The organism is Saccharopolyspora sp. NPDC050389, assembly GCF_040655595.1.
Lineage (GTDB): Bacteria > Actinomycetota > Actinomycetes > Mycobacteriales > Pseudonocardiaceae > Saccharopolyspora.
In genome coordinates this window covers 1-15,972 of sequence record NZ_JBFAKG010000150.1, presented here as the reverse complement: position 1 = coordinate 15,972, position 15,972 = coordinate 1, and the positions used below count along the sequence as shown (strand labels likewise).

Below are 15,972 nucleotides of genomic sequence, written 5' to 3'. Positions count from 1 at the left end.
CGTCGGTATCCACGCCGGCTGGTCAACCCCGATCACCTGCACCAGCACATGATCCACTACCCGCCCAGACCCGCGATTACGGGACAACCTTTAGCGATCCAGCGACGAATCGACCGAAACGCGGCCTTGCGGCGATTGCGAGCCGGCCAACGCCCCCTCGCCTCGTGGATCGGCTATGTCCTTTGTGGTGGTTGAAATCGCGTGTTGCGCGTGTGGCGCGTGGCGCGGAGGAGGGGCGCGGACACAAGCAACTCCGCCCAAACAGTGTCGGCGGAACAATGACACCCCCAAGACCGGTGGCTCATGGTGGTCTGCAACACGCACGCGGCCGAAAGAACATGCGACGTTTGCGACACACGCCTGAAACCGACCTGGCGGCAGTACTGCCGCACGAACGGAGCTTTCCCAGATGAGTCAGGCACCCACCGAGGAATACCGCCGAACACTGAGCAGCCGACACATCAACATGATCGCCCTCGGCGGCGCGATCGGGGTCGGATTGTTCCTGGGCTCGGGCAAAGCCCTGCACCAGGTCGGCCCCGGCCTCATCGCCATCTACGCAATCGCCGGCCTGATGATCTTCTTCGTGATGCGGGCACTCGGCGAACTGCTGATGTACCGGCCGGTCAGCGGCTCCTTCGCCGAGTACGCCGGAGAGTTCGTCGGACCCTGGGCGAAGTTCGCCACCGGCTGGGGATACTGGCTGGTGTGGATCGTGACCGGCATGGCCGAGATCACCGCCGTCGGCAAGTACTTCCAGTTCTGGTTCCCCCACGTTCCACAATGGATCCCGGCGCTCATCGCGTTGTTCGTCCTCACCGGGGTGAACCTGATCGCGGTGAAGCTCTTCGGCGAGTTCGAATTCTGGTTCGCCCTCATCAAAGTACTGGCCATCATCGGACTGATCGTGCTGGCCGCGCTGATCCTGGTGTTCGGGTTCAGCAACCTCGGCGACACCGCGGCGGTGAGCAACATCTGGTCGCACGGCGGGCTCTTCCCCAACGGCCCGACCGCCGCGCTGCTGTCGTTCCAGATCGTCATGTTCGCCTTCGTCGGCGTCGAAATGGTCGGCCAGACCGCGAGCGAGAGCACGAACCCGCAGAAGGTGCTGCCGCGCGCGATCAACTCGGTCATGTGGCGAATCCTGATCTTCTACGTCGGAGCCCTCACCGCACTGACCGTGCTGGTGCCGTGGGACCGGTTCCCGGCCAGCGGCAGCCCATTCGTCCACGCCTTCAGCCTGATCGGCATCCCGGCCGCGGCCGGCGTGGTGAACTTCGTGGTGACCACCGCGGCACTGTCGTCCTGCAACAGCGGCATCTACTCCACCGGGCGAATGCTGCGCACCCTGTCCCAGGACGGGCAGGCACCGCGAAGCACCGGCCGCCTCAACGCCCGCGCCGTACCATCCCGCGCCATCGCGGTCACCTTCGTCGCGATGCTGCTCGGCGTCCTGATCAACTACCTGGCCCCCGAGGAAGCCTTCACCTACATCACCAGCGGTAGCACCGTCGGCGCCATCTTCACCTGGGGCATGATCATCATCGCCCACCTCGCGTTCCGCCGGAAAGTAGCCGCCGGCACGATCCCGGCAGGAAAGTTCCGGATGCCCTTCGCCCCCTACTCCAACTACCTCGTACTCGCCTTCCTCGCACTGGTCGTGGTGCTGCTGGCGTTCGACCCCGACACCCGGATCGCCCTGTACCTCACACCAGTCCTAGCCACCGCAGGCACCATCGGCTACCTCGCGGTGCGCAACCGCCGACCGGTCACCCAGACGAACGCTCCCGCCGAGCAAACCCAGCCCTAACAGCAAATCGCGACTGGCGCGTGCGCTGGCCCCCCGTCCCAGCGCACGCACCAGCGACAGCTCCCTACTTCAGGCGCGATTTCCGAGCGTCCCAGCCCGATGCGATGGTCCACTTTAGATCGGAACGAACTTGGAACCTCTAGCACCTGATGCCCTGAGTGCGGAATCCTCTTCGAGACCGGCTCGCGTACCGGCTGCGCAGGGCCGCCGGACCTACCGCGCCGACCTGCGAATCGACGTCGAGGCGATCCGCCACAACGTCGCCGTGCTGTCCGGGCACGCGCAACGTTCGGGGGCGCGAACGATGGCAGTCGTGAAGTCCGACGGCTACGGACATGGCGCGGTGACAGTCGCCCGTGCCGCACTGAAATCCGGCGCCGACTGGCTCGGCGTGGCCTCCCCGTGCGAGGCGCTGCAGTTGCGCGCGGCCGGTATCACTTCGCCGCTGTTGTGCTGGCTATACGCACACGACGAAGACTTCACGCCAGCAGTGGAAGCCGACGTGCAGCTATCGGCATCCTCGGTGGCGGACTTGCGCGCTATCACCGCTGCGGCACGCAACACGGGACGGACGGCCGCGGTACACCTCAAGATCGACACCGGGTTGAACCGGAACGGCTGCTCCGAACACCTGTGGCCCGCACTCGTCGAGGCGGCGGCGAAGGCGCAGTCCGATGGCCTGCTGGAAGTCGTCGCGGTCTGGTCCCACCTGGCGTGCGCCGATGACCCCGGCCATGCCTCGATCGACGCTCAGGCAGGGGCGTTCCGCCGGGCGTACGACCTGGCGGTGAACGCGGGATTGAGCCCGATGCGGCACATCGCGAACTCGGCGGCGTTGCTGACCCGCCCTGACCTGCACTTCGACCTGGTCCGCCCGGGGATCGCCATCTACGGGCTGGATCCGGTGCCTGAGCACGGCGATCACGGACTACGCCCCGCCATGACCTTCAGGTCATCAGTCGCGTTGACCAAGCGGGTCGCCGCAGGTGAGGGCGTGTCGTACGGGCACGCGTGGGTTGCTGAGCGCCCGTCGAACCTGGCGCTCGTGCCGGTCGGATACGCCGACGGAGTACCGCGGGCATTGTCCGGGCAGATGTCGGTGTGGCTCCGCGGGCGGCGTCGCCCCGTGGTCGGACGGGTGTGCATGGACCAGCTCGTGGTGTTCTGCGGTGACGACACCGTCGCAGAAGGCGATGAAGCGGTGCTGTTCGGCCCCGGCGACCGAGGAGAACCCACCGCCGCCGAATGGGCCGAACAACTGGACACGATCCACTACGAAATCGTCACCAGCATGTACCGGCCCCGAGTAACCCGAACAGTCGTGGGCAACTGATTGAGTTGTCAGACGTAATCACCATCGTCAAGAGTCATTGCTGCCCGCAGGCCAGCAGCGGCGCTTTCAACCTGGAAGACCTCCTACGCCCAGGCTCCAGAAGGACAGGCCACGGGCAGCTTCAGGAGATTGTCGATGAAACCATCCCCGAAAATACCGCAGGTTCAGAAAATTTCGACGTCACCGATCGCTGGAATCATCTTCAACCTCGATGATGATGTTCTCATCAACTTCGGGAGTACCTGGGGAGAGATCTGGCATGTCCTCCTCACCCTGCGGGGACACCGTCGAGTACCCGACGATTCCGTAGAATTCCAGGGCTCCAGGCAATGGCTGGAGCGCCTTGCCGCACTGTCCAGAGGGCTGGACCCTACTGAGGTAGAGGAATGGTGCACGGACTACGCGATCAGAGCACTTGCCACTGGAAGCCTGTGCCCGCGCAGTGGCTCGACGGACCTCGTGTCCTTGGCCGCAGGTCGATTACCGGTTGCACTGGTGTCATCCGCACCAAGACGTTTCGTCGAGGCCGCGATATCGGCGTTCGAGTGGGGCCAATACTTCACAGCAACGGTACATGCAGATGAGATACCGGACGCCAGGCCCTGTCTCGACATGTATGCGCTCGCCGCGTCGCGACTCGGCGTCGATCCACAACATTGCCTCGCCGTCGAGAATTCCTGCAATCGAATTTCCATTGCCCAAGCAGCCAACATGGAGGTTCTCTCGATGCCCAAGTCAGCATACCCGCTGGAGCCAGATGGCCTGGTCACTCAACTCAGGACGCTACTCGCCACGGTCTCGGCGAAGTCGGGTTTCAGCTGGTGAGTAGTAGCGTGACGGGTCGGAATGAGTTCCAGGCGTGATGTCGGAGGGCTTGGGCGACGTCGGTGACGTCTTCAACGCCGCCAAGACCGCCGCGCTCGCCGTGACCATGCTGGACTGGAAGGTCGCGGGCCAGGCCTACGCCGCGGCCATGGTCGAGACGGCGGGTCGGCCGGTCGAGGAGCTGCACAGGCTGGGTTGCCGCTATTCCGCGGCACCCACGGGCCCACCCGCTCGCACCAGTTCGCGCTGTGTGCCCAGCGCTGGGGCGGTGGCCAGCATGCTGCGAAGCGGCTGCGCCGGGCGAACCTGCTGGCCTGCGGGATAGGTCTGCCCGACACCACGGTCGACGGAGACATGAACGGACTGCGCATCGGCACACCTGAGCTGATGCGACGGGGGAAGACGCCCACCGACATGCCCGAGCGGAAGCGGTTCACCGGCGTTCACTACACAATGGACCAAACCTGACGAGGCCGCCCCACGGATTGTCGCCGACCACCTCATCCCGCATCGCAGCACGGTGCGCGGGACGCCTGGGAAGGATTGGGCCGAGGCGATCTTCCATGCCACGACGTCTCACCACCACGGTGATGACGTGAAAGATCAAACCCAGAAAGGAGTGTGCAGGTGCCGAAACTTGTCGTTGGGGTGCCGAAGGAAATCAAGGACAACGAGAACCGGGTGTCAGTTCAGCCCGACGGCGTCGCCGAACTCGTCCACCACGGGCACGAAGTGCTGGTAGAGACGAACGCTGGCGCCGGTTCGCGATTCGCCGACGCGGAGTTCGCTGCGGCCGGAGCCACGATCCTGCCCAGCGCGGACGAGGTGTTCACCGGCGCCGACCTGATCGTGAAGGTCAAGGAGCCGGTCCCCGCCGAGTACCACCGCTTCCGCGAGGGCCAGCAGCTGTTCACCTACCTGCACTTGGCCGCGGACAAGCCGCTCACCGAGTTCCTGATCGAGCGCAAGATCGACTCCATCGCCTACGAGACGGTGCAAACCGCGGACCGGAAGCTGCCGCTGCTTACTCCGATGAGCGAGGTCGCTGGCCGAATGGCGGTGCAGGCTGCAGCGCATCACCTGGAGAGCCCGTCCGGTGGTGCCGGCCTGTTGCTCGGCGGTGTGCCCGGGACACCGGCGGCGAAGGTGCTGATCATCGGCGGCGGGGTGTCCGGCACTGAGGCGGCCAAGATCGCCGCCGGGATGCGGGCCATGGTGCGGGTGCTGGACACCAATCCCTCCCGGCTGGCCTACCTGGCCGACATCTTCGGAGGCAGGCTCGACCTGGTGGTACCCAACCGGGCCCGCCTGGCCGAATACGTCGCGGAGTCCGACGTGGTCATCGGCGCAGTGCTGGTACCAGGGGCCAAGGCACCCAAGCTGGTCACCCGGGACATGATCGCCAGGATGCGTCCCGGCAGTGTCGTGGTGGACATCGCCATCGATCAGGGTGGCTGCTTCGTGACCAGCCGCGCGACCACCCACTCCGACCCGACCTACGTGGTCGACGGGGTGATCCACTACTGCGTGGCCAACATCCCCGGCGCGGTAGCCCGCACCTCGACCCTGGCCCTGACGTCGGCGACCCTGCCCTACCTGATCAATGTCGCCAGCCAAGGCATCCGCACTGCGGCCCGTCAGGACGACGCGCTGGCCAAGGGCCTGAGCACGCTGGGCGGCGCCTTGGTGAACGAGTCGGTGGCGCAGGCACACAACCTCACCTACACCGACCCCGCCATCGTGCTCGCGGGCTGACCCCGACAAGGTGTGTGAACGGCACGTTCAAGCCGAAGAACTCCTTGAACGTGCCGTTCACACACGGCGCGCTCAGCACCTTGGGCGAGCTACTACGCGAGCAAGGCGGCACTCAACCATCTGACTCATACCGCGGCTGTCGAGTTCGCCCCGCATCACGTCCGCGTGAACGCGGTGCTGCCCGACCTGATGAAAGCACCGATGGTGTCGCATGTCGTGGGTCTGGCCGACGCCTATTCCAGCCAGGACGTCGAGGAGAGTGCCGGCGCCGGTGGGGCGCCGCCCGAACACCTCCACGTCACCCTCGGACGCCCCGAACCGGCCACTGATCAGGCCCATCAGCGTGCTCTTGCCCGCCCCGTTGGCCCCGACCAGCGTGACCAGCCGGTTCGCGGGCAGCGACAGCGAACAGTCCCGCAGCGCCCAACCGCGCGCCGATACCTCTTGCCCAGCCGGTGCGTCCGCACCGCCTGCAATTCCCCAGCCTCTCGCACGCCGCATCGCCCCCGAACTAATTAACTAGTGAAAGCCCTTAGCAGCCCACCTCGATCGGGCGAAAGGTGGAGGGCGCCTTTGAGCGGCCATGCGCCCAAAGGCGCCCTCCACCTCGAAAGATTCGCGTGCACGAGGGACGGGAGGGCGGATAGCGCGGCATCACCCGAATAGGGCGAACGTGCGGGAAGTGGTCATCCGGTCGGCCCTCGCTGGGCGCCCACTGGGCTCCGGGAGAATGCAGGCATGGTTGAGCAGAGCATCTGGATGCAGAAGGTCACCGCCGACCCCGGGCACTCCTCCTGGTACGTCGAACGCTTCCGGTCCATGGCTCGCGCCGGCGACGACCTCGCCGGGGAAGCCCGCCTCGTGGACGCCGTGGTGCCGCGCCACGCCCGCATCCTCGACGCCGGCTGCGGCCCCGGCCGAGTCGGCGGCCTGTTGGCCGAAGCCGGCCACGACGTCGTCGGCGTCGACGTCGACCCGGCCCTGATCGAGGCCGCCGAGCAAGACCACCCGGGGCCGCGCTGGATGGTTGGCGACCTAGCCGAACTCGACCTTCCCACCCGGGGCATCACCGCACCGTTCGACGCGATCGTCTGCGCCGGGAACGTGATGACCTTCCTCGCACCAACCACGCGCGGTGCCGTGCTGAAGCGGCTCCGTGCGCACCTCGCGCCGGGCGGCCGGGTCGCGATCGGCTTCGGTGCCGGCCGCGGCTACGAGTTCACCGACTTCTTCGAGGACGCGGCGGCAGCAGCACTCGAGCCCGACCTGCTGCTGTCCACTTGGGACCTGCGTCCGTTCACCGACGACTCGAGCTTCCTCGTAGCCCTCCTCCGCGGACGATGAGCGCCGGACCAAACCGACCACGCCCGCAGGAGAACGAGGCAGAGGGACCCATACGCCTATCCGAGCTGATGCCACAGCATGGACATCAGACCGAGCTGAACAGCGGAAACACCAATACCGAGCGCTACCGCGTCAAGGTAGTGAACAGCCGTTCTTGAAGGAGGCAGGCATCTCACCGGCACCCGAGCAGGCATCAGCGAAGATTGTTCACCGGACGCCTCAAGGCTCGATCGTCGGCACGAGTCGGGCGACATACACCGTGTTAGCTGATTTCCCGTCACCGTAGGGATTGTCGAACGTCACGACGTGTGCATCGACCGTCGCGAAGACCGTCTCGAGCGTCGCCATGAAGTCCTGGTCCGGTGGATCGTCCGACCACAGCGCGAACACGCCGCCCTGGTGGAGGTGCCGGGCGAGCTGCCGCAGGCCGTCTGCGGTGTAGAAACCAGCGTGACTCGAAGCGAGGAGGTGCTGCGGGGAGTGGTCGATATCGACGATGACAGCGTGGAAGCGGCGCTCCGGCGCGTCCGGGTCGAACCCGGCCGCTGAGTCGGCCATGGCGAAGAAGTCACCGTGCACCAACCGATTTCGCGGATCACCCGTCAAGCACGCGGCCAGCGGCAGCAGCCCGCGCTGGTGCCAGCCGATCACCTCGCCCAAGCCCTCGACAACGACTTGCGAGCGCACCCGGGGATCCTCGAGGACGGCTCGCGCGGTGTAGCCGAGTCCCAGGCCGCCGACCACGATGTCGAAACCGGTTCCGGGCAGCGCGGCCAGACCGAGCCGGGCGAGTTCGGTCTCGGCGACCGTGAACAGGCTCGACATCAGGTATTCGTCGTCGAGCTTGACCTCGTAAACGTCGACTTCGAGCAGTGGATCACGGCGACGGCGCAAGCTGATCGCACCGATCGGGGTCTCCTGCCAGTCGAGTTCCTCGAATCTCACGCCCAATGCGGCCACCCATTCCCAACGTTGAACCGGGAGAAAATAACACTTACGCCAATGCAATGTTGAGCTGGCCCAGCAGCCGTCATCCGCCGATCACCGCAGCTGCCCGATCGCGGAGCCGAGCACCATCGCTGCCGCCGCGTGGAAGCGCTCCAGAAGGCGACCGGCCCGAAGGAACCGCACTGGATCGACGGCGCCGTGCACGACGACCTCCACGACAAGGACGAGTACGTCACTCTCGCGGTCGCGAAACTGACCGACTTCTTCCGGCCCCACCTGGCCGAGCCCGAGTAGCACACCGCCGCCGAGGAAACCCGGCATTCCCGTTCTGGCTCACGGGGTGAACAGAGCGGCGCGTTCGGCAACGAATTCCTCGACCGTCTGCGCGGGTTCTCCCGTGATCAACTCGACGTCGTGGGTGGATCGATCGTAGCGGTTCTGACGGTGCAGAAGCGTCATGGTGGCGATGTGTTCCTGGGTGTGGGGCGGAAATCCCGCGCGCAAGAGGATCTGGTCAGCCCATTCGCCGAACGCCACGTCTACATAGGACACCTTCTTGCCCAGTGCGCGCGAGTATTCCGCGGCGACGCCGTTCATGTCCTGCGACCGGGGCCCGGTCAGCTCGTAGATCTTTCCGAGGTGTGGCGCCGGGTCGCGCAGAACGGCCGCGACGACCCGGGCGACGTCCCGTGCCGCGACGGGCGAGGTGCGGCCGGTGCCGAAGGGAAGCCGGATGGTTCCGCTGTCGGCGATGGATTGCGCGGCCAGCGTGGTGAACAGCGGGTTGTCCAGGAAGATCGTGGGCCGGACGTGCACGAGCGGAAGCCCGGACCAGTTGAGGACCTGTTCGGACAGCCAGTGCAGCCGTTGCTGGTGGGATTCCTCGGTGCTGGTCGCGGTCATCTGCGACACCGTCATCTGCGAGATGCCGACCAGAGCGTCGAGGGCACCGACCGCGCCGGCCACCGTGGCCACGGTCGTAGCCGCCTCCAGATAGCCGGGCGACACGCTCATGCTGAAGAACATCCGACGCGCACCGTCGATGGCGGTGGCCACGTCGGCGGGATGGGTGAGGTCACCCACGACCACCTGAGCGCCGAGGGCGCGCAGCGCCTCCGCGCGCTCGTCGTCGTGGCGCACCATCGCTCGCACGGGCAAATCGTGTTCGCGTAGTAGTTCGATGACGGTGCGACTGACTCCGCCAACGCCGCCCCCGGCGCCGGTGACGAGAACAAGTTCGCTGTGGGCCATTGCGGCGCCTTCTTACCGTCGGCGATGCCATCGCGGTCAGCCCAACACGGCCGGCCCGGATAACTGTCCCATGGATAGCACCAAGCCACCCAGAACGCCTCGGGGCTCGGATCTTCGGTGGCACGGGGTTTCACCGGTGGCGGGGTCACGCCGTGCGCCGAGGTTGCAGCGGACAGGGGCTGAATGTCTACTCGGGTAGTACTTTCATTCGCGGGCCGGGCAACGTCCCCTCTCCCCCGCCCCATGTCGTCGAGGAAGGCACCGCATGGGCACGATCACCACCGCAGACGGCACTGAGATCTACTACAAGGACTGGGGCAGCGGCCCGCCGATCGTGTTCAGCCACGGCTGGCCCCTGTCGGCCGACGACTGGGACGCGCAGATGCTGTTCTTCCTGCAGCACGGCTATCGGGTCATAGCCCACGACCGGCGCGGCCACGGGCGGTCCAGCCAGCCCGGCGACGGCCACGACATGGACCACTACGCCGACGACCTCGCAGCGTTGACCACGCACCTCGACCTGGCGGACGCCGTCCACGTCGGCCATTCCACCGGCGGTGGCGAGGTGGCCCGCTACCTGGGACGGCACGGCGAAAGCCGGGTGGCCAAAGCGGTGCTGATCAGCGCAGTGCCGCCGCTGATGGTGCAGACCAATGCCAATCCGGGCGGTCTTCCCAAAGAGGTGTTCGACGGACTCCAGGCGCAACTGGCGGCCAACCGCGCCCAGTTCTACCGCGAACTCCCGGAGGGCCCCTTCTACGGTTTCAACCGACCGGGCGTGGAATCCTCGGGGGCGATCATCCAGAACTGGTGGCGCCAGGGCATGATGGGCGGCGCGAAGGCGCACTACGACGGCATCGTCGCCTTCTCGCAGACCGATTTCACCGAAGACCTGAAGAAGATCACGGTGCCGGTGCTGGTGATGCACGGCGACGACGACCAGATCGTTCCCTATGCCAACGCCGGTCCGTTGTCCGCGAAGCTTCTGCGGAACGGGACGCTGAAGACCTACAAGGGTTTCCCGCACGGCATGCCCACCACCCAAGCCGAGACGATCAACGCCGACCTGCTGGCCTTCCTGAAAACATGACACCACCGCGAGCCGGTCCCTCGCGTCGACCCCGGCCAGCACAGGCCACTGGCCGGTTCAGCCGGTCACGGAGTGGTGCGTGGGAACCGGTGCGGGCGACGGCGCCAAGGGAACCTGAGTGCGGGCGGCTGCGGCGCTGAGAATGAGTTCCGCGATAGCCGCGGGGTGCGACACGATCGACAGGTGGCCCGAGTCGAGTTCCACTGTCGTTGCCCCCATACGCGCGGCGAGGAACCTCTCAAGTTCGGGCGCCGTGGTCCTGTCGTTCTTCGACACCGCGTACCAGGTAGGCCTGTGCCGCCACGCCGCGACGCTCGTCTTCGACGAGAACAGCGAACTCGATATTGGGCCCTGCACGGCGTAGAGGCCAAGCGCGCGACTCCTGGGCACGTCGCCGGCGAAATCGCGCAGGAACGCTTCCTTGCTCAACTGTTCGAAGTCGCCCGATTTGACGATCCCGGCATTCGCTGGCGGTGTCGGGAACCGTGCGGCGAGGGCTGCGTAGTCCTCGCCGGCGTCGGGTGCACGAGCGGCGACGTAAACCAGAGCGGTGACATTCGGGGCAAGTCCCGCCTCCGAGATGACCGTACCTGCCCAAGAATGAGCGGCCAGCACTGTCGGTCCATCCTGGACAGCGAGAGCACGCCGAGTCGCCGCGACATCGTCGGCCAGCGAGGTGAGCGGATTCTGCACCGACGTCACGTTCAGACCGGCCGCTTGCAGACGCTCGACCACATCCGACCACGACGAGCCATCCGCATACGCGCCGTGCACGAGCACGACATTGCGCACGCCAGTGGTACCCACCGAGGCTCGCGCTGACGAGAGGCCGGCCAGCGAAGCCGTTGCGAGCCCAGCAGCGAGCGCTTTTGAGAATGTTCGCCGACCGATCATCAGCACGTTTCCTCACTCGCTCGAGCCCGGCGTGGTTCCCGTCCCCCGGCGTTCGGTTCACGATCCAGTGCGTCGAAGCAACAGCTTCTCCATCCGGCCACAGCCGTTCGGTCTCATCGCCGGGTATGTCCACGGAGCGACGGCGCCGATGGACGACTCAGCGGACGAGAACGTAGCGCGTGAGCACTTGCACAGATAGTTGATCTAACCCGATCGGTTCGTGACTGCGGGGAGGGACACCGGATCAGAGACGGCGAAAATGCCCAGGGGAACTGGACTCCCCAGAGTTCAGGTTCGCCGCGCTCGCCGATTTCATCCGAGAGCCGATCGTCGAAGGCACCGGCGAAGGCCTAGCCACCGCCCGCGCTCGAGGACAACGCCTCGGACTCGATTGCGGAGCGGTCCGTGATCCATGCTCTCGACTGGGGTCCAGGTGCCGCAGCGCCAAATCGCGGCGTGCTCGTGGTCTACACGACGAGAGCCCTCGACGCGACGGTCACGGCAAATGGAGGCCGGACGGCTGGTGCTGGAGCGGATGGGGGTCACACCGGCAGATCTGCTCGGTGCCGCCGATCGTGGGACGCCTGCGCCGACGTTCGCCGAACGCACATCCCAAAGGTGCCGGCTTGTCCAGGTATCACCGCGAATACCTGGACCTCGTCGCTGCCGAACTCAACCAAAGGCGCCCGCAAAAGACTCTCCTGGAAAACGCCGGCCGAAGCCCTCGGTCCGCTACACAGCCCGGCATCACGACCGAGAGACACCATCCACAACCACGGCGGAGAACCAACGGCCGGCTGACCTGAAGCACGTGACGCAGGTGCCGCCCTAGGTGTGCCCGAACAGCACACCTAGGGCAGAAGACGACGGGCATCTCATCGCCCGGTGCGCGACGAGGCTCAGCTCGTCACGTCGCGGGGAGGATCTCGATGTACCCGTCGGTTCCGTTCACACGGATCCGCTGCCCATCCTGGATCAGCTGCGTGGCGTGTTCTACCCCGACGACGGCCGGCAGGCCGTATTCCCGTGCGATCACCGCGCCATGGGTCATCAGGCCCCCGACCTCCGTCACCAGGCCCGTGATCGCGACGAACAGGGGCGACCAGCTGGGGTCCGTGTGAGCCGTGACCAGGATGTCGCCCGGTTCGAGATCGGCCTCTGCCATGTCCAGGATGACTCGGGCTCGCCCTTCGATGGTCCCGGCAGAAACCGGCAGGCCGACCAGCGCACCGGTTGGCAGGTCGTCACGTCGGTACGCTCCGGCGACGGCCTCGCCATCCGACGTGAGCACCCGGGGTGGCGTGAGCGCTTGATATGACCTGAACGCGTCCTTGCGCCGGCGGATGAGCTCGTCATCGACCTGGTTCGTGTGCACGACGTCGTGAAGTTCCTGGAACGTCAGGAAGAAGATGTCTTCCTTCTCACGAAGCACGTCGGCCCGCACGAGGCGCTCGGCCTCGTCCAGCAAGGCCTGCTTGTACACGAAGTAGCGACTGACCATGCCGTACTTCGGGTACTCCCGGTACCCGATGAACGTCCGGACGCGATCGATCATCCGCTTGGTTTCTTCGGCCTTCCGCTCCCCGTCTGGCAGGGCTCGCAAGCGTTCCAGCAGTTCCTGTTCCTTCTTCCACGCCTCCTGCCGCCCTTGCTCGAAACGGCGCTCACCGGCGCCCGGCTCGAAGTTCTTGATGTTGGTGAGGAGCATGGGCAGGAGCGTGGTGGGGCGTTCGCTCCAACGCGGCCTCGTGATGTCGATCTCGCCGACACAGCGCATGCCGTACCTGTCGAGGTAGGCCCGGATGGCGTCTCGCGCTTCCTGCCCGCCCGCGAGCTTGGCCAGCTCGTCCAGGAAGCCCTCGTCCCCGACATCGTGCAGAAAGGCGACGACTTCTGGATGCGGGCGGATCACGTCCGCGACGTCGAGGAGCGACAGCCCCATCTCCGACGTGACGTTGTGGGGGACGGACTGCGTGAGCGTGTCGGCCGCGTTCTTCTCGCCCAGCCAATCCTGCAGTTGCTCGTTGAGCCACCACGTCGTTTGCATCGCCGCCATGATCACCTGATGGCTTTGCGGATCGAACAGGATCCGTCTCAGCTCCTGGATGTCCGCCAGGATGAAGTCGAGCAGCTCCGATCCGGACTTCGTCCGGATGTCGCGTTTCAACGCGGCAATGGAAGCCTCGCCGCGCCCGATCAGCTCGGTGACGAGGGCCGGATCGGTCTCGATCGTGGCTGGCGCGACGCCAGGGACCGGCTCGCCGGGATCCTCGTCCGGGAGCGACGGGATGAAGCCGTCGCGTTCGAGGATGGTCTGCAGCGCGTCCCCCATCAGCGGATCGGACTTCCCCGCGACCTCCAGGAGGCCGGCGCGGTTCGCGGGCGAGGCCAGGATCTGGGTGACGTCGACGAACAGACGCCCGCCGGCCTCGGCCATGGGCCGGGGGGTCGTCAGCTGCCACAAGGAGAGCCCCAGGGGCTTCATGGGGTCGGTCATCATCTGCTGATGACCGACGGAGACGTAGACGTGGTTCTCTCGGTCGCCGGTCTCGGGGATGGGGAACAGCGTGGTGATCGGCCGGCTCTGGACGACCTGGAAGCCGTCATCGATCAGGCACCATTCGATGTCCTGGGGGCAGCCGAAGTGCGCTTCGATCCGTCGGCCGAGCTGCACGAGCCGCACGACCTGCGTGTCCGTCAGCGCTGGCTGCTCCTGCCGCGCAGGGTCGATCGCCCGTTCCTGCGTCCCGCCGGCCGGCAGGGCGTGGATGGCAAGCTCCTTGGTCGCGACCGCCTTGGCGACGACCTCGCCGTTTCGCACCTTGTAGGCGTCCGCGTTCACCAGGCCGGAGACCAGGGCCTCGCCGAGGCCGAAGCCGGCCTCCACGGAGGCGACCTTCCGGTTGGACGTGACGGGGTCGGCCGTGAAGAGGACGCCGGCCGCCTGCGGGAAGACCATCTGCTGCACGACCACGGCCATGTGGATCTTCCGGTGGTCGAAGCCGTTCCGCAGGCGGTAGGTCACGGCCCGCTCGGTGAACAGCGAGGCCCAGCACCGGCTGACGTGCTGGAGGATCGCCGTCGGCCCCACGACGTTCAGGTACGTGTCCTGCTGGCCTGCGAAGGAGGCCGCCGGCAAGTCCTCCGCCGTCGCGCTCGATCGGACGGCGTAGGCGGCTCGCTCGCCGAGCCCGGCGAGTGCGCCGGTGATCGCCGCCGCCAGATCGTCAGGGAGGACGATCCCTTCGAGGGTCCGTCGGATCTCCGCGCTACGCGTGCGAATCGCCTCCCGGTCGTCCGGGTTCAGGCGCGACAGCCGATCCAGCCGATCGTCAATCGACGGCGCGTCCTCCATGATTCGCCGGAAGGCGTCCGTCGTCACGCAAAAGCCAGCCGGCACGCGGATGCCTTCGATCCGCGAAAGCTCTCCTAGGTGCGCGCCCTTGCCGCCAACGACTGCGACCTGCGTCTGGTCGATCTCCTGGAGACCGAGCACGTAGCTGCCCATCCGTTCACCTTCCCCGTCCGCCCAGTCGGGCCTGTCTCGCTCCTCGTTTGCACCGCTGGCCCTTGGGCCTGGGCTCGTTTGCCTGTGGTGGCAGCGTTCTTACCGACACCCCATTTCCGCAGGTTCTGGCTTCGGCTGGAGATTCTGCGACACGACCCGGGTCTTGCCGCAAGGCCCCTAGTAGGGCTTTGTTAGATCGTCATGGTGGTTTTTGGTGGCAGGTGGGGCATCGGCCTGTCCAGGTGGCCAGAAGTACCTGGAGTCCTTTGAGGATGGTGTAGAGGGTCAGGCCACCCCAGATGCTTTTGGGCTGGTCAGCCGGAGTTCGGTGAGGAACAGGTGTGCGGCGGAGGCGAGGGTGACGTGGCGGTGCCAGCCGGTGAAGGAGCGGCCTTCGAAGTGGGTGAGGCTGAGGCCGGTTTTCAACTCGCGGTAGTCGTGTTCGATCCGCCAGCGGATCTTGGCCAACCGAACCAAGGTCTTGATGGGGGTGTGTTCGTCCAGGTTGGACAGCCAGTAGTCGGTGGGTTCGGGCTCGTGGGGCGGCCACTCGGCCAGCAGCCAGCAGGCGGGCAGGCTGCCGTCGGCGGCGCGGGGGATATCGCGGTTGGCGGGCCGCACTCGCAGGGCGATGAAGCGGGAGTGCATCGTCGCGGTGGGGTTGCCGGCGGTTTTCTTGGTGCCGTGCCGCCAGACCACCCGCCGCAGGCTGGTCCGTCCGGCGGCCAGCACGAGATCGCGCAGCGTGGAGGGCTTGTCGGGGTAGCCCGCTGTGGGCGGGCGTCCCCGCCCGGAGTACGCCGGCGTCACCGGGACGGCCTGCCCGGGGTAGGCGCTGGTGGCGCCTTTCACCGCCAGCACATACGACAGATCGCGCCGGGCCAGCTCCAGCCGGAAGGTCGTGTTGTCTCCATAGCCGGCGTCGCCCACGGCCACCGGTGGCCTATGCCCCCACTCGGCGATCTCGTCGAGCATGTCCAGCGCCAGTTGCCATTTCGGCGGTGCCCGGCCTCGTCCGGGATAGCGCACCGGGCGCGCCGGGCGGCAATCCGTTCCGCCTCGGCACCAATCGCGCACTCATCGTCCCAGCTCTCCGGTAGAAACAGCCGCCAGTTCACCGCCGCCGAACAGGTGTCGGTGACCGCGTGCACGCTCACCGCGATCTGACAGTTGGTGACCTTGCCCGCCGTGCCGGTGTATTGCCGGGCCACGCC

Annotated in this window: 12 protein-coding genes and 3 pseudogenes; 9 read left to right on the top strand and 6 right to left on the bottom strand. The window is 66.5% G+C overall.

Annotated features, from left to right (window positions below; translation table 11 throughout):
- Nucleotides 1–409: 409 nt before the first annotated feature.
- The 6 genes and pseudogenes from AB0I53_RS46875 to AB0I53_RS46850 all read left to right on the top strand — a co-directional run.
- Complete coding sequence (locus AB0I53_RS46875) at nt 410–1,810, top strand: amino acid permease (protein ID WP_358616956.1); 1,401 nt, start codon at nt 410–412, stop codon at nt 1,808–1,810.
- 226 nt (nt 1,811–2,036) lie between these two features.
- Nucleotides 2,037–3,143 carry an alanine racemase gene (gene alr / locus AB0I53_RS46870; protein WP_358616962.1) on the top strand — a complete coding sequence of 369 codons (1,107 nt, stop codon included), beginning with the start codon at nt 2,037–2,039 and terminating at the stop codon, nt 3,141–3,143.
- 135 nt (nt 3,144–3,278) lie between these two features.
- Nucleotides 3,279–3,968 carry an HAD family phosphatase gene (locus tag AB0I53_RS46865; protein WP_358616954.1) on the top strand — a complete coding sequence of 230 codons (690 nt, stop codon included), beginning with the start codon at nt 3,279–3,281 and terminating at the stop codon, nt 3,966–3,968.
- Between the two features lie 37 nt (nt 3,969–4,005).
- On the top strand, nt 4,006–4,293 hold the full coding sequence (locus AB0I53_RS46860; RefSeq protein WP_358616951.1) for a hypothetical protein: 288 nt from the start codon (nt 4,006–4,008) through the stop codon (nt 4,291–4,293).
- A gap of 302 nt (nt 4,294–4,595) precedes the next feature.
- Nucleotides 4,596–5,723 (top strand): alanine dehydrogenase, encoded by a 1,128-nt coding sequence (gene ald / locus AB0I53_RS46855; RefSeq protein ID WP_358616949.1) that lies wholly within the window; start codon nt 4,596–4,598, stop codon nt 5,721–5,723.
- Between the two features lie 84 nt (nt 5,724–5,807).
- Nucleotides 5,808–5,951 (top strand): annotated as a pseudogene (locus tag AB0I53_RS46850) (SDR family oxidoreductase); the annotation flags it as partial.
- Nucleotides 5,952–6,023: 72 nt separating this feature from the next.
- On the opposite strand, the pseudogene AB0I53_RS46845 reads toward AB0I53_RS46850, so the two are convergent.
- Nucleotides 6,024–6,224 (bottom strand): annotated as a pseudogene (locus AB0I53_RS46845) (ATP-binding cassette domain-containing protein); the annotation flags it as partial.
- Between the two features lie 237 nt (nt 6,225–6,461).
- Between AB0I53_RS46845 and AB0I53_RS46840 the strand changes: the two are divergent.
- The gene (locus tag AB0I53_RS46840) at nt 6,462–7,067 is read left to right on the top strand and encodes a class I SAM-dependent methyltransferase (RefSeq protein ID WP_358616947.1); all 606 of its coding nucleotides are present in this window, start codon (nt 6,462–6,464) and stop codon (nt 7,065–7,067) included.
- 219 nt (nt 7,068–7,286) lie between these two features.
- Here AB0I53_RS46840 and AB0I53_RS46835 read toward each other — a convergent pair whose 3' ends face one another.
- Nucleotides 7,287–8,012, bottom strand: coding sequence for a spermidine synthase (locus AB0I53_RS46835; RefSeq protein WP_358616959.1), 726 nt, complete (start codon nt 8,010–8,012; stop codon nt 7,287–7,289).
- A gap of 144 nt (nt 8,013–8,156) precedes the next feature.
- On the opposite strand from AB0I53_RS46835, the gene AB0I53_RS46830 reads away from it, so the two are divergent.
- Nucleotides 8,157–8,309, top strand: a complete 153-nt coding sequence (locus AB0I53_RS46830) for a hypothetical protein (protein ID WP_358616945.1) — start codon at nt 8,157–8,159, stop codon at nt 8,307–8,309.
- Between the two features lie 39 nt (nt 8,310–8,348).
- Here AB0I53_RS46830 and AB0I53_RS46825 read toward each other — a convergent pair whose 3' ends face one another.
- Nucleotides 8,349–9,266 (bottom strand): NAD(P)H-binding protein, encoded by a 918-nt coding sequence (locus AB0I53_RS46825; protein ID WP_358616942.1) that lies wholly within the window; start codon nt 9,264–9,266, stop codon nt 8,349–8,351.
- A gap of 265 nt (nt 9,267–9,531) precedes the next feature.
- On the opposite strand from AB0I53_RS46825, the gene AB0I53_RS46820 reads away from it, so the two are divergent.
- Nucleotides 9,532–10,356, top strand: a complete 825-nt coding sequence (locus AB0I53_RS46820; protein WP_358616940.1) for an alpha/beta hydrolase — start codon at nt 9,532–9,534, stop codon at nt 10,354–10,356.
- Nucleotides 10,357–10,413: 57 nt separating this feature from the next.
- Here AB0I53_RS46820 and AB0I53_RS46815 read toward each other — a convergent pair whose 3' ends face one another.
- The 3 genes and pseudogenes from AB0I53_RS46815 to AB0I53_RS46805 form a co-directional block, all read right to left on the bottom strand.
- Nucleotides 10,414–11,148, bottom strand: a complete 735-nt coding sequence (locus tag AB0I53_RS46815) for an alpha/beta hydrolase (protein WP_358616937.1) — start codon at nt 11,146–11,148, stop codon at nt 10,414–10,416.
- Between the two features lie 1,009 nt (nt 11,149–12,157).
- Nucleotides 12,158–14,758 (bottom strand): rifamycin-inactivating phosphotransferase, encoded by a 2,601-nt coding sequence (gene rph, locus AB0I53_RS46810; RefSeq protein WP_358616934.1) that lies wholly within the window; start codon nt 14,756–14,758, stop codon nt 12,158–12,160.
- Between the two features lie 285 nt (nt 14,759–15,043).
- Nucleotides 15,044–15,915: pseudogene (locus tag AB0I53_RS46805) on the bottom strand (IS701 family transposase).
- Nucleotides 15,916–15,972: the final 57 nt, after the last annotated feature.